This window comes from Rhodovulum sp. PH10, assembly GCF_000293785.1.
Classification (GTDB): Bacteria; Pseudomonadota; Alphaproteobacteria; order Rhizobiales; family Xanthobacteraceae; genus Rhodoplanes.
Genome location: NZ_AKZI01000089.1, coordinates 42,486 through 64,846, shown reverse-complemented (window position 1 = coordinate 64,846; position 22,361 = coordinate 42,486). Strand labels below are relative to the sequence as shown.

Below are 22,361 nucleotides of genomic sequence, written 5' to 3'. Positions count from 1 at the left end.
CGGCGACCCTCAGGATGAGGTCATAGTTTCCCGCCGCTGGTATCACTCCGCAGCCATCGGGCGGGCGACGCTGAACGGCAGAATCTCCGCCGGGCGGCCGGCGCGGGCGATCACCATGTGGTCGGGCGGCACCGCCTTCCAGCCGTTGCGGTCGAGGTCGAGCGGCTCGGAGACCACCACCGCATTGGTGCCGGAGGTGCGGACATACAGCGTGTTCGGATCGTCGTTCGCCGCATAGCGGAAGGCGTAGAGGTCGTGGCCGTCGGCGAAGGCGGCGGTGAAGCGCAGCGATTCTGCGCGGCCGTCCTCGCGGGTCATCGCGGTGACGGCGGACAGCACCTTGGTGGTGGCGCCGATCGGGTCCTTGTCGAGCCCGGCACCGACGATCGCGAGAAAGATCGCCTCCGAATCGGTGGTGCCGACGCGCGATCCGTAGAGCGAATCGGGGATCATCGCCTCGACCCGCCGGCGGATCCGGCTCCACTCGCCGATCAGCCCGTTGTGCATGAACATCCAGCGTCCGCAGGCGAACGGATGGCAATTCGGGCGGGTGGTCGGCGTGCCGGTGGAGGCGCGTACATGGGCGAAGAACAGGTGCGAGCGGATGTGCCGGCACAGATAGCGCAGATTGTCGTCCGACCAGGCCGGCCGCACCTCGCGATAGAGGCCGGGCTCGGGGTGCTCGTCGTACCAGCCGAGGCCGAAGCCGTCGCCCTGGGCCGAGCAGGTCGCCTCCAGCGCATGGATGCTCTGGGCGATCAGCGAGCGCGCCGGCGCCGTGACGTAGTGCTCCAACGCGATCGTCTCGCCTCGATAGGCGATCCACCGGCACATATCCGACTTCTCCCGAAAAAGGCGCCCCGCCGATGCGGGCGGTGGCTCCCGATTCCGCAGCTATGATCGCAATGCGGCGGGGAGAAGGTCAACCGCAGCGCCGCCGGCCGGCGGATCAGCGATCCGTGAGGGGCGGCGGGGCTTCACCGGGGCCGGCGTCGAGGCCGAGCAGGTCGCGAAACAGCACCGGATAGGCGAGCTCGTTCGAGAGATCCGGCCGCGCGGGGCCGAACCGCTCCCACAAGGCTCTCGCGGCGGCGCCGGTCGAGGCGATCGGCCAGGCGGGCGCCTGCGGCCAGCGCTCGCGAAACAGCCGATACTCCTCCTCGACGCCCTCCATGCCGCCGATGAAGACGCCGGCGTCGGGCGTTTGGTCGGTCAGCATCCGCGTGCGCATGGCGTCGAGACTTCTTTGCCGGTCGCCGTCGACCGCCGGCACCATGGTGACGCCCTCGAACTCGGCCACCTCGGCCGGGAAACGGTCGGCGAAGAAGGCGCTCTGATAGAGCCGCACATGCGCGTCGACCGGTCGCCGCATGTCCTCGACCAGCCGGCGGATCAGCGGGGTGATCGCCGGATGCCCGCCGAACACCAGCTTTCCACGCGGCACCACCACCCCGACCAAGGCCTTCACGGCATCGCGGATCGCCAAGACGTCGGCGGTCTCGAAATAGCGCGGATCGCGGTCCGGCAAGGGCACGCTGGCCGAGAGGAAGACGGTGAGCATGGCTCAAATCTCGCGCAACGCGGCGTCGCTGTCGATCACCGGCACGGCGCGGATCGGCACGTGGCGGCTGAGAAAGGCGAGATGGGCGAGCCAGGCGTCGCGGATGCCGCGCTCGTCGTAGAGGAGCCACAGCGGCGGCGGCTCGCCTCCGCCAGAGGGCGGAAACTCCTCCGAAATCTGCTGGTAGAGCCGGGCATCCGGCACGCCGACCGCCGGCACCACGGTGAGCGGCGGGCCGTCCGGGCGGGCGAGCGCGATCAGCCGGCTCTGCACCACCGGCGCGAGCTTTTGCGCGCGGGCGCGCTTGCAGAAGGTGTCGACCAGATAGGCGTTGCGGGCGGCGAGCGCGCGGGCGCGCAGCGATTCGGCGGCGACCGCGATGCGCTCCAGCGTCGCGTCGCGCAGCCGCGCCTCCGGCCCGACCATCTGCGCGGTCTCGAAGTCGTCCGGACCGAGTTGCAAAAAACGGCTGAACGCCGCCTGCTTCTCGACCTCCCGTTGCATTTCCTCCGCCGCTGCGGGGATTGGTGGGCGCGGCCAGAGAACCTGGAGAATCTGGAGGTTCGTCGCGTTCGCCCGGGCCAGCTCCTCGCGGGTCCAGCGGCTCTCGCGAAAACCCGGCGTGTCGAGCAGGATCATCACGTCGGTGTCGGCGAGGCGGTGCCACAGCTCGTCCTGAAAAGGCTCGCCCGGCTTGATGCTGTGGGTATCCAGAAAGGTGTCGAAGGTGCGGGCGTCCATCGTCTCGTAGACCTGGATGGCGGCGCCGCGCGCCTCGCTGCGCTTGTAGCTGACGAACAGCCGGCGGCTCGCCCGCAACAGGCGCAAGGCCTCGAGCACCAACCCGGCGAGCCGCTCGGCGCCCGGATCGGCCGGATCCGTCGCGAGGCCGTTGTAGGCGTGCAGCGCGGCCGGGATGTCCGCCGTGAAGCGGGCGAGGTCGTCGACCACCGGGAAGATCACCACCGAGTCGGCGACGAGATCCTTCAGCACCGGATGGGCGGCATCGGTCGCGCCGGGATGGCCGAAGAAGACGGCGACGAAGGCGGCCCGGCGGTCGCGCGCGCCGATCGAGGTTTCGTCGAGCACGGAGAGGGCATCGGCCGGCAGGCCGAGATCGGCGAAGCGCTTTTGCAGCGTCGCGACGAAGCCGGCCGCCGCGTCACCGGTCCGGCCCAAGATCCCCACTTGGTAGCGATGCTGCATAGGCCACCCTCTTCGAGAGACGATGGCCGAATGTACAACCAAAACGAAACGATGTCGCTGAACTCTACGCGAGGTGGCGGTGCGCCACGCTCACTCCCGGCGATAAATGTCGTCGAGCCGGACGATGTCGTCCTCGCCGAGATAGCTGCCGGTCTGCACCTCGATCAGCTCCAGCGGGATTTTTCCCGGATTGGCGAGCCGGTGGACATTGCCCATCGGGATGAAGATCGACTCGTTCTCGTGCACCATCGTGACCTTTTCGCCATTGGTCACCTCGGCGGTGCCGCACACCACCACCCAGTGCTCGGCGCGGTGATGGTGCCGCTGCAGCGAGAGCTGCTGGCCCGGCGTCACCACGATGCGCTTCACCTGAAAGCGGTTGCCCTGGTCGACGGAATCGTAGTGCCCCCACGGGCGGTAGCAGCGCCGGTGGGCGGTGGCCTCCGGCCGACCGTCCTTCTTGAGCGTGGCGACCACGCCCTTGACCTCTTCCGCGCGGGTGCGCGGCAGCACCAGCACGGCGTCGGGGGTGGTGACGACCACGAGGTCCTCGACGCCGAGTGCGACGGTCAGGCGGTCTTCCGCATGGACGATGCAATTTCTGGCGTCGACTGTCGCGGCCGGGCCCGACAGCACGTTGCCGGCCTCGTCGCGCGGGGCGACGTCGAACACCGCGTCCCAGCTGCCGATGTCGGACCAGCGGAACCGGCCCTCCACCACCGCGGCCCGCTCGGTCCGCTCCATCACCGCGTAGTCGATCGACTTTTGCGGGGCGAGGCCGAACGCCTCCTTGTCGAGCCGCACGAAGCCGAGATCGTCCTTGGCCCGCTCGACCGCGGCGACCACGGCGTGCGCCATGTCGGGCTCGAAGCGGGACAGCTCCGAGAGCAGCGTCTCGGCGGGAAACAGGAAATTGCCGGAGTTCCACAGGCAGCCTTCGGCGACGTAGCGGGCGGCGGTCGCCGCGTCCGGCTTCTCGACGAAGGCGTCGACCCGGCTGACGCCCTCGACCGAAAGCGCCGCGCCGCACCGGATGTAGCCGTAGCTGGTCTTCGGGGCGGTCGGCAGAATGCCGAAGGTGACGATGTGCCCGTCGGCCGCCGCGGCCGCGAGGCCGGTCGCGCAGGTCGCCTCGAAGAGGTCCTGGTCGAGAATCACGTGGTCGGCGGCGATCGCCAGCACGATCGCGTCGGGGTTTTTCTGGCGGGCGAGCGCCGCGCCGGCGGCGATCGCAGGGCCGGAATCGCGCCGCATCGGCTCCAGCACGATGGTCGCGTCGATCCCGATCTCGGCCGCCTGCGCGCGGGCGTAGAAGCGGAAATCGTTCGAGGTCATCACGATCGGCGGCTCGAACAGCTCCGTCGAGGCGACCCGGGCGAGCGCCTGCTGGAATGTCGAGCGGTCGCCGACCAGCGGCAGGAACTGCTTCGGCATGGTGTCGCGCGACACCGGCCACAGCCGGGTGCCGGACCCGCCGGCGAGCAGCAACGGTACGATCTTGTGACGAGCCATGGCCGGTCAGGTAGCCCGACTCATCGGCCATTGGCAACGTTTTGCAGCGCCCCGCCGCAGGGTTTCGCGCGGTCGTGTGGCCACAGGGCGGTGCGGCGGGCGCGGCGGCGGCCGTGGGCACTGTCGCATCCTGCGACAGTGCATCGTCTAGGATTTATATCCGGCCATGTCACCCGCGCCACCCGGTGGTGGTATCGCACTCGCTCCTCGCGCGGTTCGCCCGCTCGGCCCGAGCCGCGCCACCGTCCGCTTTTCGCCAGGAAACCCGAGGGATGGCCGTTTCGCCGAGCGCGGATCCGGCACGAGCGGGAGAGCCCGGACGGCCACGCCGGCAACGATATATTCATGCATATATCGCATACCAGCCATGCGTCGCTGCGATCCGGGTTCCTCTTCAGGTCAATTCCACAGCGTGCGCCCGGCGGTAGCGTGCCGAAAACACCGAACCCTGCCAAATCGTCGACCGAGGGAGGTCGATCCAGGTCCGATACTCCGCGACACCGCACCCCCCGCCTCTCGGCCGGTCGAGCGCGTGCCGCTCTCCGCCAGCTCGAACCGCAGCTTCTGCGATGGGGACGTCCATGGCGCCGGGCCGATCCGTTCGTGATCCGCACACCGTGCTGAAGGCGCGGCAGCGCTTCCTGCTCGACGGCGTGGTGTCGCCGCGCAGCATTCCCGGGTCGATCGGCCGCTCGTGGACGCGCTGCGCCGCGCTCGGCCTGCAGATGGACATCCAGCCGCGCTTCGAGCCGCTGTCCTACCGCGAGTTCCGCGACGTCCACGCCCGCAACGACGAGCTGGTCCATGCCGCGCGGGTGGAGATGGACGCGCTCGGCGAGGACGCCCGCCTCACCGGCGCGATCGTCGTCCTCACCGATCCGGCCGGCATCGTGCTGTCGCGCACCGGCAATGTGGAGTTCGCCGAGCTGGCGTCGCGGGTCGCGCTGCGGCCGGGCATTCCGTGGGGCGAGGAGATCGTCGGCACCAACGCGATCGGCACCGCGATCGCCGAGCGGCAAGAGGTCCGGGTCGCCGGCGGCGAGCACTTCTTCGACGTCCATCGCGTGCTGACCTGCTCGGCGGTGCCGATTTTCGGGCCGGCCGGCGAGCTCGCCGGCGTGCTCGACCTCACCAACACCTCCGACATCCCGCAGGTGCACGCGCTGGCGCTGGTGCGGCGCGCGGTCGAGCAGATCGAGGCGCACCTGTTCAACGCGCGCTTCCGCGACCACGAGCAGGTGCAGTTCCACTGCGACCCGGCGCTGCTCGGCACGATGCACGAGGGCCGGCTCGCCTTCGAGGACGACCGGGTGGTCGGCGCCAACCGGCGGGCGCTGCGCCTGCTCGGCCTCGACTGGCCCGATCTCGACGGCAAGTGCTTCGGCGACCTGTTCGACGTCGGCCGCGGCCACGTGATGCGGGCGCGTTCGCCCGAGGGCACCCGCTTCGCGACGACGCAGGGGCGCAACCTGTTCGGCCGGCTGCAGCCGCAACGCCGCCCGCCCGCGGCCGCCCATGCCGGCAGCGACCGCGAGCGGCTGCTCGCGCAGGCGATGCCGGTGTTCGACGAGGCGACGCTGAAGGGCCTCGGCCGCGCCACCCGCCTCGCCGACGCCGGGCTGCCGATCCTGGTGCAGGGCGAGACCGGCACCGGCAAGGAGATGTTCGCCCGCCGCCTGCACGCGGCGAGCCGCCGCCGCGAAGGCGCGTTCGTCGTCGTCGACTGCTCGGTCACGGACGGCACCGCGCTCGCCGGCGCCCTGTTCGGCCCGATCGGCGAGGGCGAGGGCGTCGCCGCCGAAGGCGCGATCGCGCGGGCGGAAGGCGGCGTGCTGCTGCTCGACGAGATCGACGCGATGGCCCCCGGCGTGCAGGACCGCCTGGTGCGGCTGTTGCGCCACCGCGGCACCAAGCGCGACCCGGCGGCCGAGCCGTCGCTCGACCTCGCGCTGGTGTCGGCGACCCGCCGCAGGCTCGGCGATCTCGCCTCGATCGGCGCCTTCCGGCAGGATCTGTTCGCGCTGCTCGCCGGCTACACGGTCGACCTGCCGCCGCTGCGCGACGAGCCCGACCGCGCCGCGCTGATCGGCGAGGCGTGGCAGCAGATCGCCTCGCCGCGCGAGATCGACCGGCTGACGCCGGAGATTCTCGCCGTGCTCACCGCCTATCACTGGCCGGGCAATCACCGTCAGCTGGTCGGCACGCTGCGGGCGCTGGCGGTGCTGGCCGACGCCGGCGAGGTGCTCGAGCCGGCGACCCTGCCGCAGGAGATGCGCGAGGCGCACGCCGCGCCGCGCCCCGAGACGCCGCCCTGGACCGAGGAGCCGGCAGCCCTCGACAAGATCACCCTCACCGCGATGCGCGCGGCGCTCGCCGCCGAGCAGGGCAACATTTCGCGCGCCGCGCGGCGGCTCGGCATCCACCGCTCGACGCTCTATCGCCGCCTGTTCGGACCGGGCCGCCATCCCGCGAGCCACGACGACGGCTCGGGCGACTGATCGTTTCGCCCGCCCTCGCGTGGCGGAGCGAAGCGGTTCTTTCGCCTGCCGCACGCGAAAAATCTCTTCCGAACTGATCACGTCGCCGAAACGCTTCGCGCTCGGGTTCTACGAACGCGGCTCTGCTGGCGCGGAGCAAACGCCACGCAGAAGCTCGGCGAGAACCAGACGCGATGTCGCATCCTGCCGCAGGTGTCGCATCCTGCGACAGCGACGCCGGAACAAACGAACGAGGGCGGCCGCCGATACGTAATGGCGAGTATTACTCGGCGAGAAATCGCGATGCTACGGTTCCATCGGCATTCCGCACCGCTCGGCGGCTCGCGGGTGCCGGTGTCGCGGAGAAGCGGATCGGATCGCCGAGCCATGTCGATGGCGCGGACGCCTCCGGTCGTGCCGGAGTGGGCGGCACTCTCCGCGTGGGGGCTCGGCCGGCGCCGTCGCGGCGCCCCGGGTCGGGGACTGGGGAGAGAAGAATGAAGATCGTCACGCTCGTCACGGCGGCGGCCGCAAGCCTCGCCACATCGGCCTACGGCGCCGACCTCGCATACAAGGCGCCGCCGCTGGCGCCGCCCGTGCAGGTGAGCCCGTGGGACGTCGCGTTCGGCGCCGGCATCGCAACCGACTATCTGTTCCGCGGTCTCACGCAGACCTCGCACGATCCGTCGGCCTCGGCGTTCGTCTCGCCGACCTACACCGTGAGCCCGAACCTGCAGCTCTATGCCGGCGTCAGCGCCGAGAGCATCAAGCTGCCCAACGACGCCGCCGCCGAGGTGGATTTCTGGGGCGGCATCCGGCCGAGCATCGGCCCGCTCGCGTTCGATTTCGGCGTCTGGTACTACGCCTATCCGGGCGGCGACGGCTGGTACGTCGCGAGCTGGAAGTCGCCCTATCCGGGCATCGTCGCGACCAACAAGGATCTCGGCTTCTACGAGGTCTACGGCAAGGTGACCTGGACCGTCGCGCCGCTGCTGGCGGTCGGCGCCAACGTGAACTACAGCCCGGACTTCCTCCACACCAGTGCCGACGGCACCTATTATTCCGGCGTCGTCAAGATCACCGCGCCGGCCGAGATCTTGCCGAGCGGCATCGGCGCGTACCTCTCGGGCGAGGTCGGTCATCAGGTGCTCGGCACGATGGACAACGGCTTCGACCTGCCGGACTGGACCACCTGGAACGTCGGCGTCGGCTTCACCTGGAAGGCGTTCACGCTCGATCTGCGCTACACCGACACCGACCTCTCCGATACCGACTGCTTCACCCTGACGGGCGATCCCGGCGCGACGCTGCTCGCGAGCGGCGCGATCGAATCGAACTGGTGCGGCGCGACCTTCACCGCCAAGCTCTCGGCGGCGACCACCGTGTTCTCGATGATGAAGTGAGAGAGCGCGAAAAGACGCTCCGAGCCCTCCTTCGCCTCGGCGGCGCGCTCTCTCGGGCCGCCGCCGCATTTTTCTGCGAGCCATCGTGCGACGCCCCTCCCGCTGTCGCAGCCTGCCGCACCTGTCGCAATTCGCGACAGTCGCCACCGCCGAAAAATCCCGTCGCACGCGGCCGCTACGTACTCGAGGATATGTCTCGGTCCGGCGCGGTTCTTATAATTCCTCTCGACAGCGGCGAAGACTTGTCCGGAGCGACGCGATGATCCCGTTCTGCGATGCGCGAAGATCCTTCGAAAGCGCCGCCCCGAGCGAACGCGCGCACGGCACGGCGAGCCGAGCCATGCCGCCGGAGCGCCGGCTCGGTGGAATCGTCGAGCGCATGCTGCAGGGGCCGATGGCCCGTCATCTCGTCGTCCGTCACCTCGCCGCCGGTCAGCTGATCGACGGCGCGACCGAGGAGGAGGAAGCCGGCGAGGGCAGCCTGCTGGTGCTGCGGCGCGGCCGTCTGCGCCACTTCGTCTCCTTCGAGGGCAAGGAGCTGACGCTGTTCATGCTGGAGCCGGGCGATGCCGTCTATCTGCACGCCGGCTCCACGCTCGAGGTGAAGAAGGACGCCGAGGCGATCGTCGTCGTCTCCGCGACGCTGCACACGCTCGCCCGCACCGATCCGGAGCTCGCGCTCGCGGTGGCGCCGCTGATCGACCGCCTGTTGCAGAAGTCGATCCGCATGATCGAGGACATGGCGTTCCACGGCGTCAAGCACCGGCTGATCCGCGTGCTGTGCGAGGCGGCCGACCGCGACGGGCGCCCGCTCGCGCACGGCGTCGTGCTCGACGCCGCGCCGCGTGCGGAAGACTTTGGCATGCAGATCGGCGCGACCCGCCAATCCGTCTCCACGGTGATCGCCGAGCTCGGCCGCAGCGGGCTTCTCCACCGCCTCGGCGCCGGCTCGCTGGTGATCTCCGATCTCGGGCGGCTGCGGGAGCAACTCGCCACCGAGCGGTGACGCCGGCGGCACGAAACGAGAAGGACGACCCCGATGTGCGAGGCCTGCGGCTGCGGAACGCGGCACGACCGTTCCCACGACCATTCCCCCGTTCGTGCCGATCACGACGCCACCGTCGTCGCCGTCCACGAGAACCTGCTGTCCGAAAACGATCACGTCGCGGCGCACGTGCGCGAGCACCTCGAGGCGCACGGCATTCTCGCCGTCAATCTGATGTCGTCGCCCGGCGCCGGCAAGACGAGCCTGCTCGAGGCGACCATCGCGGCGCTGCCGAAGGAGGTGCGGATCGCGGTGATCGAGGGCGACCTCGAGACCGAGAACGACGCCGAGCGCATTCGCCGTCACGGCGTGCCGGCGGTGCAGATCTCGACCGGGGTCGTCTGTCATCTCGACGCGGCGATGGTGCACGATGCGCTCGGCGGCCTGTCGCTGCGCGACGTCGACATCCTGTTCATCGAGAATGTCGGCAATCTGGTCTGCCCCGCCGATTTTGCGGTCGGTCAGCATCGCGACGTGGTGCTGCTGTCGGTCACCGAGGGCGACGACAAGCCGGACAAGTATCCGGTCGCCTTCCGCCATGCCGACCTCGTGCTGGTGACCAAGACCGATCTGATGCCGCACCTCGACGACTTCGACATCGCGCGCGCGGAATCGGCGGTCGAGCGGGTGCGCGGCCCCGGTGCGACCGCCGCGCTGTCGGCGCGTACCGGCGACGGTCTTGCCGCCTGGACGGCGTGGCTCGAGGCCGAGCTCACCGCGCATCGCGCTGCGCTGCGCGCGGCTTGACACGGCGCTTCGTCGTCGGCGCCCCCGCCGGACGACGAGGGGGCGGCTCGGCCCGACGGTCTCGGGCCGGGCCGCGACCGCTTTTCAGCGCCGCTCGGCAGCGCCTCGGGACGCCGAATGCGCGGCGTGCGCAGCCGTGCCGGCGGCCACCGTATCACGCGCGGGGGCGCGCGCGCCCTGCCGCCCCTCGAACGACTCCACGTGCAGCTCGCGTCCGGCGGTCACGTCGGCATCGCTGCCGCCGCACGATGGGCACGCGAAGCGGAAGCGCGGAACCACATAATCGGCGCCGCAGCCGCGACAGCGCGCCCGCGTCTCGATGTCGACGATCTCGAGCGCGGCGCCCTCCGCGACGGTGCCTTCCGAAAAGATCTCGAAGCAGCCGCGGATCTGACGCAGGTCGAGGCCGCGCAAGCGCCCGATCACGACCTTCACCGCCACGATCGAGGTGATCTCGCTCGCCGCGGCGCGAGCGATCAGAATGCGAATCAAGCCGTCGACGACGGTCGCCTCGTGCATCGTCAGCCTCCGGGCCGTCTGCGTCCCATGGACGACGTGATCAGGATCATACGCCGGTTCGCTGCCAGCGGCGAGATGCGCATTCTGCGTCGATGCACGCCCGCTCGTCGCTTCATTGTCGCGTTCTGCACGAGCCCGCTGTCGCAATCTGCGACGCCCCGTCGGCCGACGGCGGAGATCCGAGCAAATCGTCTGCGAGCAAATGCTTACCTGTCGCCGAGGCGACAGACACCCGCGCATTCCGAGGCCTAGCGTCGCGACCGGTGAAGCTCTCGAGGAGTGGCGGAATGCTCTCTCTCACGACGATCGATCCGCTGGCGGTTGCTTGGATCGGCGCGATCTTCCTGTTCTTCGGCGAGGTGGGTGCGCTGCTCAGCCTGCCGCGGCTCACGCGCACGATCCTGGTGTCGACCGTCGCCGAGATCGGCTACGTGCTGATCGGCTTCGGCCTCGGCGGTCCGGCCGGCGAGGCGGGTGCCTGGATGCACATCGGCAATCAGCTGGTGATGCGCGGCCTGGTCGTCGTGGTCGGCTGGTATCTGATCCGGCGCACGCGCTCGTCGAGTCTCGATGATCTGCGCGGCTCCGGCTACCGCATGCCGGCGATGGCGACGCTGTTCGCCTTCGGCATCTTCTCGGTGATGGGCCTGTCGCCGTTCAAGGGCTCGTTCTCGAAGTTCCTGATTCTCTACGCTGCGATCGAGCAGGGCCACTGGATGCTGGCGGCGGTCGGCACCCTCGCCACCATGGTAGCCGCCACCTATTACATGCTGGTGGTGCAACGCGTCTGCCTGGAGCGCCCGCTTCGTCAGGTGGTGCTCGCCGATCCGCCGCGCATCGCGGTGCCGCTCGCGGTCGTGCTCGCCGCGATTACCGTCGTGATCAGCCTGTGGCCGGCGCCGTTCCTGGAGGCTGCCGAGGCGCTCGCTCGTGTCGGCGAGGGCGTCGCCGTGCCGTCGTTCGAGAGCCCGTGGTCGACGCTCGTTCTGGTGCCCTATATCGGCGGCTTCGTGGTGTGGGGCATCGGCCGGTTTTCGACACGAGCGCGTGACGTCGCGGCGGTCGCGATCGCCGCGGCGACGGTCGTGCTGGCGGCGATCGACGGCGATCTCGATCCGGCCTCGCGCCTGTTCGCCCTTCTGTTCGCCGGCATTGCGCTGATGATGCTGATCTACTCGGTCGGCTACATGGCGCGCGCCGAGTGGAGCAACCGTTACTACTTCTTCGCCCTCCTGATGACCGGCTCGCTGCTCGGCGTCGCCACCTCGCACGAGCTCGGCAACTTTTATCTGTTCTGGGAGCTGATGACCTGGACGTCCTACTTCCTGGTCGTCCACGAGCAGACGCCGAAGGCGCTGCGCGCCGGCTTCGTCTATTTTCTCATGTGCGCATCCGGCGCCTATGTGATGCATTTCGGTTTGCTGCTGGTGCATGCGCAGATCGGCTCGTTCGCCTTCGCCGATCTCGCCGCGCGGGCGGGCACGATGGCGCCGGCGGCGGGGTTTGCGGCGGCCGCCTGCTTCTTCGTCGCCTTCGCGGTCAAGGCCGGCCTCGTTCCGCTGCATGCGTGGCTGCCGCTCGCGCACCCGCAAGCGCCTTCGTCGATCTCCGGGCCGCTGTCGGGCCTTCTCACCAAGGCCGGCCTGTTCGGCATGCTGAAGGTGCTGTGGCTGGTGTTCGGCGCGGCAGCGCTGTCGCGCGTGAGCACCGTCGGCCTCGACGTCGTGCTGATGGTGCTCGGCTGCGTCACGCTCGCTTATGGCGAGATCAGGGCGCTGTTCGAGACCGAGCTGAAGCGCATGCTCGCCTACTCGACCCTCGCTCAGGTCGGCGAGATCGCCGCGGTGCTCGGCATCGGCACGGCGCTGTCGACCGACGCGGCGCTCCTCCACGTCACCAACCACGCGGTGATGAAGACGCTGCTGTTCTATGCCGCCGGCGCCTTCCTGCTGCGCACGGGGCTGCGCCGCATCTCCGATCTCGCCGGGCTCGGCCGCAAATTGCCGTTCACCGCCGGTGCCTATGCGCTCGCCTCGTTCGCGATCATCGGCCTGCCGCCGTTCTCCGGCTTCACCTCGAAGTTTCTGATGATCTACGCCGCGGTGAGCGCCGGCCGGACCGAGATCGCCGTCCTGATGCTGCTCGGCGGCATCGCCGGTCTCGTCTATTATCTGCGGGTCGTTCGCGTGCTGTTCTTCGAGCCCTATACCGGCGACGCGACGGTGCGCGAGGCGCCGCTCTCGATGCTGGTGGCGATCGGCGTGCTCGCGCTCGCCATCGTGCTCGGCGGCCTCGTGCCCGGGCTCCAGCTCTCGCTGGTCGGCGCGGTCGGCGCCGAGTTCGCGGCGCGCAACGGCTTGGCGCCGGCGGTGCTGCCCGACCTCGTGATCGCCTGGCCGGTGGCCGCGGTGATCGCGGTGGTCGGCGCCGGCGCCGTCTGGCTGGTCGGCCGTCGCTCGGTCGCGTGGGCCGGCGGTCTCGCGGTGGCGGTGCTGGTCGCGGCGCTGGTCGGCGTGATGATCGAGCCGGGACGTTACGACCTGCTGTCGTTCTGCTTCGCCATCCTGATCACTGCGGTCGGCGCGCTCAACATGCTGCACGCCACCGCCTATCTCGCGCACGGTCATGCCCAGGCGCGGTTCTATGCCGCGATGCTGGTGATGATCGGCGGTTTGCTCGGCATGACGGCGGCGAGCGACGCCTACGGCTTCTTCGGCTTCTGGGAGCTGATGAGCAGCTGGGCCCTGTGGGCGGCGATCGTCCACGAGGAGACGCCCGAGGCGCGCCACGAAGGCTTCAAGTACGTGCTGTTCAACACGGTCGGCGCGAGCTTCATGTTCCTCGGCTTCGCGCTGATCACGTCGCGCACCGGCACGTTCGATCTCGCCGCGCTCGGCCGCGCGCTGGTCGACCTTCCGGCGTCGGCCTTCGGCCCGGCGGTGGCGCTGATCCTGCTCGGCATGGTGATGAAGGCGGCGCAGCTTCCGCTTCGCATCGACTGGCAGATGCATCCGGCGCTCGCGCCGACCCCGGTCAGCGGCTACATCTCCGCCGTGCTGCTCAAGAGCGGCCCGTGGGGCGTTCTCAAGCTCACGGCGCTGTTCGGCGGCGCGGCGATGCTCGGCCGGATCGGCGGCGTGATCGGCGGCGAGCCGGTGGTGATGCAGGCGATCGCGATCGTCGCCACGATCACCATCGTCTATGCCGGCGCCATGACGATGGTGCAGAACGGCATCAAGCTCCTCCTGATCTATTCCACCGTCTGTCAGCTCGGCTATGTGCTGCTCGGCATCTCGCTCGGCACACCGCTCGGCGTCGCCGGCGGACTGATGCATTTCGTCAATCACATGCTGCTCAAGGACACGCTGTTTCTCGCCGCCGGCGCGGTGATGGTGGCGAGCCACGCGACCATGCTCGACGAGCTCGGCGGGCTCGGCCGTCGCATGCCGCTCACCTTCGCGATGTTCCTGATCGCTGGGCTGTCGCTGTCCGGCATTCCGCCGCTCGCCGGCTTCTCGTCGAAGTGGGTGATCTTCCAGGCGTGCTTCGAGTCGGGGCACTGGCTGCTCGGCGCCGCCGCGATGGTGTCGAGCCTGTTCACGCTCGCCGCGGTGCTGAAGTTCGCGCACGCCGCCTTCATGGGCGCGCCGACCGCAAAGGCGCTGCAGGCGCACGAGGCGCCCGCCGCGATGCTGATCCCGATGGCCGTCCTCACCGGCGCGAGCCTGGTGGTCGGCATCGTTCCCGGCCTCTTGCTGGTGCCGATCGCAGCCATCGAATCCTCGCTCGGCATCGCGCCGATCGCCGCGAGTCTCACGGGTCCGCTGCCGGGTGCCGAGGCGTGGAGCCCGAGCCTCGTCTCGGTCCTGGTGCTCGTCCTCGCCGCGGTGCTGGTGCCGTGGCTGCGGCTCGGCCACCGGGCCGGCGTGGTGCACACCGAGATTCACGAATGCGGCGTCGGCGACCTTCTGCCGGAGGCGACGCGAGTGGGCGCCGCCAGCCTGTTCGAGACGCCGGATGCGGCGGTGCGGGCGCTGTTCGCGCCGCGCCGAGCGCATGGCGACGACCGCGCGCGAGGAGCCGAATGATGCCGACCGACCTTCTGATCCTCGTCTCCGTCCTGATCTTTCCCGGTGGCCTGTTCGCCTTCTCGCTCGGGCTGATGCTGAAGGGCGTCGACCGCCGGGTGGCGGCGCGGCTGCAGGGCCGGGTCGGGCCGCCGCTGCTGCAGCCGGCGTTCGATCTGATAAAGCTCGGCTTCAAGCGCACGATGGTGCCGGACAGCGCCGCGCCGGGCGTCTTCCTGGCGGCGCCGCTGATCGGGACGGTGGCGATGCTGCTCGCGGTCGCGCTGGTGCCGATCGCCGGCGTCTACACGCCCGATCCGCGGCTCGGCAACCTGCTGGTGCTGCTCTATCTGTTGTCGGTGCCGGGGGTCGCGCTGATGCTCGCCGGCTCCGCCTCGGGCTCGCCGTTCGGCGCGGTCGGCTTCTCGCGCGAGATGGCGCTGATGCTCGCCTACGAGGCGACCATCGTCCTGGTGGTGGCAGCGGTCGGCCTGCGCACCGGGCTCGCCGAGGGCGGGGTCGTCACCTTCTCGCTCGCCGAGATCGTGCGCCATCAGCAGGAGCACGGCGCTTATCTGCTCGATCCGCTGATGTGGCCGGCGCTCGGCGCCTTCCTGTTCTTCTATCCGGCCAATCTCGGCATCGTGCCGTTCGACATCCCGGAGGCCGAGACCGAGATTCTCGAAGGCCCGCTGCTCGAATATTCCGGGCCGGCGCTGGCGCTGTTCAAGGTGATGTCGGCACTCAAGACGGTGGTGGTGCTGTCGCTCGGCATCGCGCTGTTCTGCCCGATCGCGCCGCACGGGATCGCCGGCCTCGCGGTGTGGCTCGCCTCGATGGTCGTCCTGCTCGCGGTCGGCATCAGCGCGGTGCGCGTCTCGATCGGCCGCATGCGGATCGACCAAGCCTTCTCCTTCTTTCTGAAATGGCCGCTGCTGCTCGCCGCCGCGAGCCTCACGGTCGTCGTGGTGGTGTGAGGAGGACGGAGATGCTGCTCGCCCGAAACCTCAAGCAGATCGCCGCGCGATCACCGTGGCTCTACCGGATCAACAGCGGCTCGTGCAACGGCTGCGACGTCGAGCTCGCCACCACCGCCTGCATCCCCCGTTACGACGTCGAGCGGCTCGGCTGCCAGTACTGCGGCTCGCCGCGGCACGCGGACATCGTGCTGATCACCGGGCCGCTGAACCGCCGGGTGAAGAACGCCGTGCTGCGGCTGTGGGAGGAGATCCCGGACCCCAAGGTCACGGTCGCGGTTGGCGTCTGCCCGATCTCGGGCGGCATCTTCCGCGAGAGCTACGCCGTCTGCGCGCCGGTCGATCAGTATCTGCCGATCGACGTCAACGTGCCGGGCTGCCCGCCGCGGCCGCAGGCGATCATCGAAGGGGTCGCCCAGGCGATCGAGATCTGGCGCACGCGGCTGTGAGGAGAAAGTCATGAACGTCCTGTCGCTGCTCGGCCGCAACCTGCGCCACGGACCCTACACGGAGCCGTTCCCGTTCGGTCCGGCGCCGACCGCCGAGCGATTTCGCGGGCGCGTCGTCTTCGATGCGACGACCTGCGAGGGCTGCAAGATCTGCGAGCGCGTGTGCCCGGCCGGCGCCATCAAGTTCAGCAAGACGAAAGACGGGCTCGCCTTCGCGCTGTGGCACAACAGCTGCGTGTTCTGCGGCAATTGCGAGTTCCACTGCCCGACCGGCTCGGTCCATCAGACCACCGACTGGCACTTGGCGCACGCGCAGGCACGCAAATACGCGCTGGTCGAGCTGGGGCTCCTACCAAATCAGATCTGCAGCGCGTGCGGCGCCACCGCGCTCGCCACCGCCCCGTCGCTGCGCGGCGTCACGCCGCCGCTCTCTCCGGAAGAAACCGTGACGCTGAAGTCGATGTGCCCCAAATGCCGCGCCAAGTTCCTCAAGGCCCGGAGGGCGAAGCCGTGACCGACATTCCGCAGACCCGCATTCCGGCCGCGATCGAGAGGCTGCTTCGCGAGGCGGCGCCGCGCGGCATCGACTACAGCGCGAGCACGGATGCGCACGGTGTCACCGTCGCCTGGGCGAAGCTCGCCGACCGCGAGGAGCTGCTGTCGGTCGCGCAGCTCCTGCACGGGCTCGGCGCGCGGCTTTCGATGATCTCCGCCTCGCAGCCGCCGGCACCGGAGGACGAGGAGGAGGACGACGACGAGGAGGAAGCGGAGGAGGGCGCCGAGACCGCGGCCGAGAAGGAGCCGGCGCCGGTGCCGGAATCGTTCGGCGGCACGCCGCTCGACGGCACATCCTACGAGCTCGCTTATCACTTCGATCTCGGCGGCGACACGCTGACGGTGATCGCCTTCCTGCCGGCCGGCGGCTCGGTCGCCTCGCTGACGCCGCTGTTTCGCACCGCCGACTGGAACGAGCGCGAGCTGATGGAGTGCTACGCCATCACCGTGCGCAACCATCCCGATCCGCGCCGCCTGTTTCTCGATCCCGCGACCGATCCCGCCGTGCTCGAGCGGCTGATCCCGTTCTCGACCCTGGTCAACGCTGCCTCCACCAAGGGGCTGTGGGAGAAGATCATGAGCGCCAATACGGGGGCCGCATGACCACCGCCGTCACCGAGACCTACACCATCCCCGTCGGCCCGCTGCACGTCGCGCTCGAGGAGCCGATGTATTTCCGTATCGACGTGCACGGCGAGACGGTGGCTCGGGTCGACATCAATGCCGGGCACGTGCATCGCGGCATCGAGTATCTCACCACCAAGCGGACGATGCTGCAGAACGTTGTGCTGACGGAGCGCATCTGCTCGCTGTGCTCGAACAGCCACCCGGAAACCTTCGCGATGGCGGCCGAGCGGATCGCCGGCATCGAGATCCCGGAGCGCGCCGCGCTCCTGCGGGTGGTCGCCGCCGAGGTGAAGCGGATCGCCTCCAATCTGTTCAACGTCGCACTGCTCGCCCATCTGGTCGGCTACGAGACGCTGTTCATGCACGTGATGCAGGTGCGCGAGATCGCCCAGGACATCAAGGAGACGGTGTTCGGCAATCGGATGGATCTCGGCGCCATCTGCATCGGCGGCGTGCGCTACGATCTCGACGAGAAGACCACCGGCTTCCTGGTCGGCTCGCTCGACCGGCTGGTGCCCGAGATCGAGGCGATCGTCCAGACCTACCGCACCAACGGGTCGATCCTCGGCCGCACCCGCGACGTCGGCGTGCTGACGCGCGAGCAGGCGATCGCCTGCGGCGTGGTCGGCCCGGTCGCTCGCGCCTCCGGCGTCGCCTACGACGTGCGGGCGGTCGCGCCCTACGCCGCCTACGACCGGCTGCCGCTCGAGGTGCACGTGCTGACCGACGGCGACGTCTGGTCGCGCGCGATGATCCGGCTCGCCGAGGCGCTGACCGCGATCGATCTCGTCCGCGCCTGCCTGCGCGATCTGCCCGACGGGCCGACCCGTCTGGCGGAGACGCCGGACATCCCGCCCGGCCAGGCGATCGCCAAGAGCGAGGCGCCGCGCGGCGAGCTGATCTACTACCTGAAAACCAATGACGAGCCGCGGCCCGAGCGGGTCAAGTGGCGCGTGCCGACCTTCATGAACTGGGACGCGCTGCGCTTCATGCTGGCCGGCGCCAAGCTCGCCGACATCGCCATCATCGTGAACAGCATCGATCCCTGCGTGTCCTGCACGGAGCGCTGACGATCCCGTCGCCGCCGCATGCCAGGTCGGGCGGCGCCGGAGCAAAGACAGAAAGAAGGAGACCGGACATGGCTCACATGATCATCACCGACACCTGCACCGCCTGCGGCTCGTGCGAGGACGTCTGCCCCAACAAGGCGATCGGCCACAAGGGCAAGGTGTTCTCGATCAATCCGAAGAAGTGCAAGGACTGCGTCGGCTCGTTCGACGAGCCGCAATGCGTCGACGTCTGCCCGTCCGGCTCCTGCGTCCCGGTCGCCGCCTGACCGGTCGTGCCGTCGCGCCCTCGCGGGGCGCGCGACCCGCGGCCGGGCGGCATCCGGTGCGATCTTCTCATACCAGGAGAGCAGACGGTGGACATCTACGAGGAGCTGATCCGCGAGCGTGAGGACGGCCGGCCGTGCGCGATCGCCACGATCGTCAACGTGGTCGGCTCGATCCCGTCCTACGCCTCCGCCAAGATGCTGGTCCGCGAGAACGGCACGATCGTCGGCACGGTCGGCGGCGGTCCGGCCGAGGCGGAGGTGATCCGCGAGGCGGCCGAGGTGATCGCCACCGGGCATCCGAAGATGCTGTCGTTCGGGCTGCACGACAACCCGGAGATGGACAGCGGCATGGTGTGCGGCGGCAGCCTCGACGTGTTCGTCGAGGCGATCCGTCCGGCGCCGGTCCTCTATCTGTTCGGCGCCGGCCATGTCGGCGTCGTCACCGCGCGGGCGGCGCGGCTCGCCGGCCTCGAGGTGGTGGTGATCGACGACCGCGCCGAGTTCGCCTGCGCCGAGCGGTTCCCCAACGTGCAGGCGATCCATGTCGGCGAGTTCGAGGCGGTGATGGAGCGGCTCTCGCCGAACCGGCGGGCGCTGATCTTCATCGCCACCCGCTGTCACGAGATCGACGGGCGGGTGCTGCGCTGGGCGGTCGGCACGCCGGCCGGCTACGTCGGCATGATCGGCTCCAAGCGCAAGGTGGTGACGGTGTTCGAGCGGCTGGTCGCCGAGGGGCTGCCGCCCGAGGCGTTCGCGCGGGTGCACGCCCCGGTCGGGCTCGATATCGGCGCCGACACCCCCGAGGAGATCGCCATCTCGGTCGCCGCCGAGATGGTCGCGCACGTTCGCGGTGCGGCTGCCGTCCGCCCGCTGGTGCGCACCATGACCGCGTTCGTCGACCGGATCGCCCGCAAGGCGCCGGCGGCCGAGCCGGCCGAAGACCGCACGGCCGCCTGAGGGGGCCCCGTGCACACCATCGTCCCAGGAAAGGCAGAGATGCTGCCGATCTCGATAGGAGTGGAGACGTGAAGAGACGAACGCTGAACGTGAACGGCGTCGAACGCTGGCTCGTCGTCGACGACGACGCCACGCTGGCCGACGTCTTGCGCGAGAAGATGCTTCTCACCGGCTGCAAGGTGTGCTGCGAGGACGGGCAGTGCGGCGCCTGCACGGTCGTGATCGACGGCAAGCCGATCCGCGCCTGCATGACGCCGATGCACAAGGTCGCGCCGACCGCCAGGATCACCACGATCGAGGGCATCGGCACGCCCGGCGCCCTGCATCCGTTGCAGGTCGCCTGGATGGCGCACGGCGGCGCCCAGTGCGGCGTCTGCACGCCGGGCTTCATCATGTCGGCCAAGGTTCTGCTCGACACCAACACGAGCCCGACCCGCGAGCAGGTGCGCGCCTGGTTCAACCGCAATCGCAACGTCTGCCGCTGCACCGGCTACAAGCCGCTGATCGACGCGGTGATGGACGCCGCCGCGATCATGCGCGGCGAGAAGCGCCCGGAGGACCTGCTCGACGGGCCCAAGCCGGACGGCTCGATCCTCGGCACCAAATACGTCCGCCCGTCGGCGGTCGCCAAGGTCACCGGCACCTGGGACTTCGGCGCCGACCTCGCGCTGCGCATGCCGGAGGGCACGCTGCGCCTCGCGCTCGTGCAGGCCAAGGTGTCGCACGCGCTGATCAAGGGCATCGACACCGCCGAGGCGGAAGCCATGCCGGGCGTCGAGAAGGTGATCACCTGGAAAGACGTGTCCGGCAAGAACGCGATCACCGGCCTGATCACCTTCCCGACCAACAAGGGCGACGGCTGGGACCGCCCGATCCTGTGCAAGGAGAAGGTCTTCCAGTTCGGTGACGCGATCGCCATCGTCGCCGCCGACACGGTCGAGCACGCCCGTGCGGCGGCCGACAAGGTGAAGGTCGATCTCGAGGTGCTGCCGGCCTACATGTCGGGCTTCGCGGCGCTCGAGCCGGACGCGCTGGAGATCCACCCCGGCGTGCCCAACGCCTATTACGAGCAGGGCGTCGTCAAGGGGCTGGACACCAAGCCGTTCTTCGAGAGCGCGGCGGCCACCGTCGACATCACCACCTATTGCAGCCGCCAGCCGCACCTGCATCTCGAGCCCGACTGCGGCGAGGCGTTCGTCGACGACGACGGCGTGCTCACCATCCTGTCGAAGTCGATCGGCGTGCATCTGCATCACGCGATGATCTGCCCCGGCCTCGGCATCCCGCCCGAGAAGCTGCGGCTGATCCAGAACCCGACCGGCGGCACCTTCGGCTACAAGTTCTCGCCGACCATGGAGGCGCTGCTCGGCGTCGCCGCGCTCGCCACCGGCAAGCCGGTCTCGCTGGTGTACGATCAGTTCCAGAACATCACCTACACCGGCAAGCGCTCGCCGGCCAACATCAACATCCGGCTCGCCTGCGACGGCAACGGCAAGCTCACCGCGATGGAGACCGACTGGTGGCTCGACCACGGTCCTTATTCGGAGTTCGGTGATCTCGTCACGCTGCGGCAGGGCCAGTTCACCGGCGCCGGCTATCATCTCGAGAACATCCGCGGCCACGGCCGCACGGTCGCCACCAATCATGCCTGGGGCTCGGCGTTCCGCGCCTACGGCTCGCCGCAGGCCTTTCTCGCCTCCGAGATCGCCATCGACATGCTGGCGGAGAAGATGGGCGAGGATCCGTTCGAGTTCCGCTACAAGAACCTCTACGACGAGACCTCGACCACCCCGACCGGGCAGAAACCCGAGGTGCTGGTGCTGCCCCAGCTGTTCGACATGCTGCGGCCGAAATACCGGGAGGCGAAGGCCCGCTGCGCCGCCTTCAACGCCGAGAGCACCGAGGCGAAGCGGGGCGTCGGCATCGCGCTCGGCATCTATGGCTGCGGCCTCGACGGGCCGGACAGCTCGGAGGCGCGGGTGGAGATGACGCCGCGCGGCTTCGTCGTCCATTCCGGCTGGGAGGACCACGGGCAGGGCGCCGATCTCGCCGCCCAGACGATCGCCCACGAGGTTCTCCGCGCCGCCGGCGTGACGCCCGGCGAGATCACGCTGGTGATGGCCGACACCTTCGGCCCGAACTCGGGGCCGGCCGGCGGCAGCCGCTCCAACGTCTTCTGCGGCAACGCCATCCGGGTCGCCGCCGAGATGATGCTGAACGCCCTGAAGAAGCCGGACGGCACCTACCGGACCTACCAGGAGATGGTCGCCGACAACGTCCCGCTCTCCTACGACGGCAAGTGGGTGGCGGCGGCCTGCACCGACTGCAGCCCGGACACCGCGCAGGGCAATCCGTTCCCGATCTACATGTACTCGGTGTTCATGCCGGAGGTCGAGGTCGACCTCGAGAGCGGCCAGGCCAAGGTGGTGAAGTTCACCGTCGCCACCGACGTCGGCACGATCATCAACAAGGCGACCGTCGACGGCCAGATGTATGGCGGCCTCGCCCAGGGCATCGGCCTCGCGCTGACCGAGGACTTCGAGGATCTGGAGCTGCACACCACGCTGCGCGACTGCGGCATCCCGTATCCGAAGGACGTCCCCGACGACATGGAGGTGCTCTATCTCGAGACGCCGCGCGGCGACGGTCCGTTCGGGGCCGCCGGCGTCGGCGAGGCGCCGCTCACGGCGCCCCATCCGGCGATCCTCAACGCCGTCTACGACGCGTGCGGCGTGCGGATCTTCCGCGTGCCGGCGTTGCCCGAGGCGATCAAGGCCGGCCTCGATGCGCTGGCCGGCGGCGCCGCGAGCAAGAGCTTGGAGCCGGCCTGACGTCGCCCGGCTCCACGGCGTCCCTCGCCCGCCCGCTCGCGGGCGGGGGACGCGGTTCCGGGGGATCGGAGATCGCCCTCCGCTGCCGATCC

General features: G+C 69.6%; 18 protein-coding genes. 13 read left to right on the top strand and 5 right to left on the bottom strand.

The window, feature by feature from the left end; all coding sequences use genetic code 11:
* Positions 1 to 42: 42 nt before the first annotated feature.
* The 4 genes from A33M_RS14940 to A33M_RS14925 form a co-directional block, all read right to left on the bottom strand.
* Positions 43 to 834: a class II glutamine amidotransferase gene (locus tag A33M_RS14940; RefSeq protein ID WP_008388645.1), complete on the bottom strand. Its 792-nt coding sequence runs from the start codon at positions 832 to 834 to the stop codon at positions 43 to 45.
* A gap of 115 nt (positions 835 to 949) precedes the next feature.
* Positions 950 to 1,561, bottom strand: coding sequence for an SLOG domain-containing protein (locus A33M_RS14935; RefSeq protein WP_008388643.1), 612 nt, complete (start codon positions 1,559 to 1,561; stop codon positions 950 to 952).
* Positions 1,562 to 1,564: 3 nt separating this feature from the next.
* A complete protein-coding gene (locus A33M_RS14930) occupies positions 1,565 to 2,767 on the bottom strand; it encodes a toll/interleukin-1 receptor domain-containing protein (protein WP_040620781.1) in 1,203 nt (400 codons plus the stop codon).
* A gap of 90 nt (positions 2,768 to 2,857) precedes the next feature.
* Positions 2,858 to 4,279, bottom strand: a complete 1,422-nt coding sequence (locus tag A33M_RS14925) for a mannose-1-phosphate guanylyltransferase/mannose-6-phosphate isomerase (RefSeq protein ID WP_040620778.1) — start codon at positions 4,277 to 4,279, stop codon at positions 2,858 to 2,860.
* 581 nt (positions 4,280 to 4,860) lie between these two features.
* On the opposite strand from A33M_RS14925, the gene A33M_RS14920 reads away from it, so the two are divergent.
* From A33M_RS14920 to hypB, 4 genes are all read left to right on the top strand, one after another.
* On the top strand, positions 4,861 to 6,777 hold the full coding sequence (locus A33M_RS14920) for a sigma-54-dependent Fis family transcriptional regulator (protein WP_008388633.1): 1,917 nt from the start codon (positions 4,861 to 4,863) through the stop codon (positions 6,775 to 6,777).
* Positions 6,778 to 7,253: 476 nt separating this feature from the next.
* Entirely contained in the window at positions 7,254 to 8,159 is a 906-nt protein-coding gene (locus A33M_RS14915; protein WP_008388631.1) for a TorF family putative porin, read from the top strand.
* Between the two features lie 340 nt (positions 8,160 to 8,499).
* Positions 8,500 to 9,165 (top strand): Crp/Fnr family transcriptional regulator, encoded by a 666-nt coding sequence (locus A33M_RS14910; protein WP_157223497.1) that lies wholly within the window; start codon positions 8,500 to 8,502, stop codon positions 9,163 to 9,165.
* A 33-nt stretch (positions 9,166 to 9,198) separates the two neighbouring features.
* Positions 9,199 to 9,951 (top strand): hydrogenase nickel incorporation protein HypB, encoded by a 753-nt coding sequence (gene hypB / locus A33M_RS14905; RefSeq protein ID WP_008388628.1) that lies wholly within the window; start codon positions 9,199 to 9,201, stop codon positions 9,949 to 9,951.
* Between the two features lie 84 nt (positions 9,952 to 10,035).
* Here the strand turns inward: hypB and hypA are convergent, their stop codons facing one another.
* On the bottom strand, positions 10,036 to 10,470 hold the full coding sequence (gene hypA / locus A33M_RS14900; protein WP_008388626.1) for a hydrogenase maturation nickel metallochaperone HypA: 435 nt from the start codon (positions 10,468 to 10,470) through the stop codon (positions 10,036 to 10,038).
* 287 nt (positions 10,471 to 10,757) lie between these two features.
* On the opposite strand from hypA, the gene A33M_RS14895 reads away from it, so the two are divergent.
* The 9 genes from A33M_RS14895 (at position 10,758) to A33M_RS14855 (ending at position 22,269) form a co-directional block, all read left to right on the top strand.
* Positions 10,758 to 14,558 carry a proton-conducting transporter transmembrane domain-containing protein gene (locus A33M_RS14895; protein ID WP_008388624.1) on the top strand — a complete coding sequence of 1,267 codons (3,801 nt, stop codon included), beginning with the start codon at positions 10,758 to 10,760 and terminating at the stop codon, positions 14,556 to 14,558.
* On the top strand, positions 14,558 to 15,514 hold the full coding sequence (locus A33M_RS14890; protein ID WP_157223496.1) for a respiratory chain complex I subunit 1 family protein: 957 nt from the start codon (positions 14,558 to 14,560) through the stop codon (positions 15,512 to 15,514). Before A33M_RS14895 ends, A33M_RS14890 begins: the two co-directional genes overlap by 1 nt.
* An 11-nt stretch (positions 15,515 to 15,525) precedes the next feature.
* Complete coding sequence (locus tag A33M_RS14885; protein WP_008388618.1) at positions 15,526 to 15,963, top strand: NADH-quinone oxidoreductase subunit B family protein; 438 nt, start codon at positions 15,526 to 15,528, stop codon at positions 15,961 to 15,963.
* A 10-nt stretch (positions 15,964 to 15,973) separates the two neighbouring features.
* A complete protein-coding gene (locus A33M_RS14880; RefSeq protein WP_008388616.1) occupies positions 15,974 to 16,477 on the top strand; it encodes a 4Fe-4S dicluster domain-containing protein in 504 nt (167 codons plus the stop codon).
* Positions 16,474 to 17,121, top strand: coding sequence for an NADH-quinone oxidoreductase subunit C (locus tag A33M_RS23080; protein ID WP_008388615.1), 648 nt, complete (start codon positions 16,474 to 16,476; stop codon positions 17,119 to 17,121). The genes A33M_RS14880 and A33M_RS23080 overlap by 4 nt, the downstream gene beginning before the upstream one ends.
* The gene (locus A33M_RS14870) at positions 17,118 to 18,215 is read left to right on the top strand and encodes a hydrogenase large subunit (protein WP_040620777.1); all 1,098 of its coding nucleotides are present in this window, start codon (positions 17,118 to 17,120) and stop codon (positions 18,213 to 18,215) included. Before A33M_RS23080 ends, A33M_RS14870 begins: the two co-directional genes overlap by 4 nt.
* Before the next feature lie 68 nt (positions 18,216 to 18,283).
* The gene (locus A33M_RS14865) at positions 18,284 to 18,481 is read left to right on the top strand and encodes a 4Fe-4S binding protein (RefSeq protein ID WP_008388611.1); all 198 of its coding nucleotides are present in this window, start codon (positions 18,284 to 18,286) and stop codon (positions 18,479 to 18,481) included.
* A gap of 87 nt (positions 18,482 to 18,568) precedes the next feature.
* Positions 18,569 to 19,438: an XdhC family protein gene (locus A33M_RS14860; protein ID WP_008388609.1), complete on the top strand. Its 870-nt coding sequence runs from the start codon at positions 18,569 to 18,571 to the stop codon at positions 19,436 to 19,438.
* Between the two features lie 68 nt (positions 19,439 to 19,506).
* The gene (locus tag A33M_RS14855) at positions 19,507 to 22,269 is read left to right on the top strand and encodes a molybdopterin-dependent aldehyde oxidoreductase (RefSeq protein WP_040620775.1); all 2,763 of its coding nucleotides are present in this window, start codon (positions 19,507 to 19,509) and stop codon (positions 22,267 to 22,269) included.
* Positions 22,270 to 22,361 lie beyond the last annotated feature (92 nt).

What these genes read in the sequence shown, in the direction of transcription:
- A33M_RS14880 (WP_008388616.1), top strand. Translation starts at nt 15,974, where the DNA reads ATGAACGTCCTGTCGCTGCTCGGCCGCAACCTGCGCCACGGACCCTAC.
- A33M_RS14920 (WP_008388633.1), top strand. Translation starts at nt 4,861, where the DNA reads ATGGCGCCGGGCCGATCCGTTCGTGATCCGCACACCGTGCTGAAGGCG.
- hypB (WP_008388628.1), top strand. Translation starts at nt 9,199, where the DNA reads ATGTGCGAGGCCTGCGGCTGCGGAACGCGGCACGACCGTTCCCACGAC.
- A33M_RS14910 (WP_157223497.1), top strand. Translation starts at nt 8,500, where the DNA reads ATGCCGCCGGAGCGCCGGCTCGGTGGAATCGTCGAGCGCATGCTGCAG.
- A33M_RS14930 (WP_040620781.1), bottom strand. Translation starts at nt 2,767, where the DNA reads ATGCAGCATCGCTACCAAGTGGGGATCTTGGGCCGGACCGGTGACGCG.
- A33M_RS14925 (WP_040620778.1), bottom strand. Translation starts at nt 4,279, where the DNA reads ATGGCTCGTCACAAGATCGTACCGTTGCTGCTCGCCGGCGGGTCCGGC.
- A33M_RS14885 (WP_008388618.1), top strand. Translation starts at nt 15,526, where the DNA reads ATGCTGCTCGCCCGAAACCTCAAGCAGATCGCCGCGCGATCACCGTGG.
- A33M_RS14940 (WP_008388645.1), bottom strand. Translation starts at nt 834, where the DNA reads ATGTGCCGGTGGATCGCCTATCGAGGCGAGACGATCGCGTTGGAGCAC.
- A33M_RS14870 (WP_040620777.1), top strand. Translation starts at nt 17,118, where the DNA reads ATGACCACCGCCGTCACCGAGACCTACACCATCCCCGTCGGCCCGCTG.
- A33M_RS14895 (WP_008388624.1), top strand. Translation starts at nt 10,758, where the DNA reads ATGCTCTCTCTCACGACGATCGATCCGCTGGCGGTTGCTTGGATCGGC.
- A33M_RS14865 (WP_008388611.1), top strand. Translation starts at nt 18,284, where the DNA reads ATGGCTCACATGATCATCACCGACACCTGCACCGCCTGCGGCTCGTGC.
- hypA (WP_008388626.1), bottom strand. Translation starts at nt 10,470, where the DNA reads ATGCACGAGGCGACCGTCGTCGACGGCTTGATTCGCATTCTGATCGCT.
- A33M_RS14935 (WP_008388643.1), bottom strand. Translation starts at nt 1,561, where the DNA reads ATGCTCACCGTCTTCCTCTCGGCCAGCGTGCCCTTGCCGGACCGCGAT.
- A33M_RS14890 (WP_157223496.1), top strand. Translation starts at nt 14,558, where the DNA reads ATGCCGACCGACCTTCTGATCCTCGTCTCCGTCCTGATCTTTCCCGGT.
- A33M_RS14915 (WP_008388631.1), top strand. Translation starts at nt 7,254, where the DNA reads ATGAAGATCGTCACGCTCGTCACGGCGGCGGCCGCAAGCCTCGCCACA.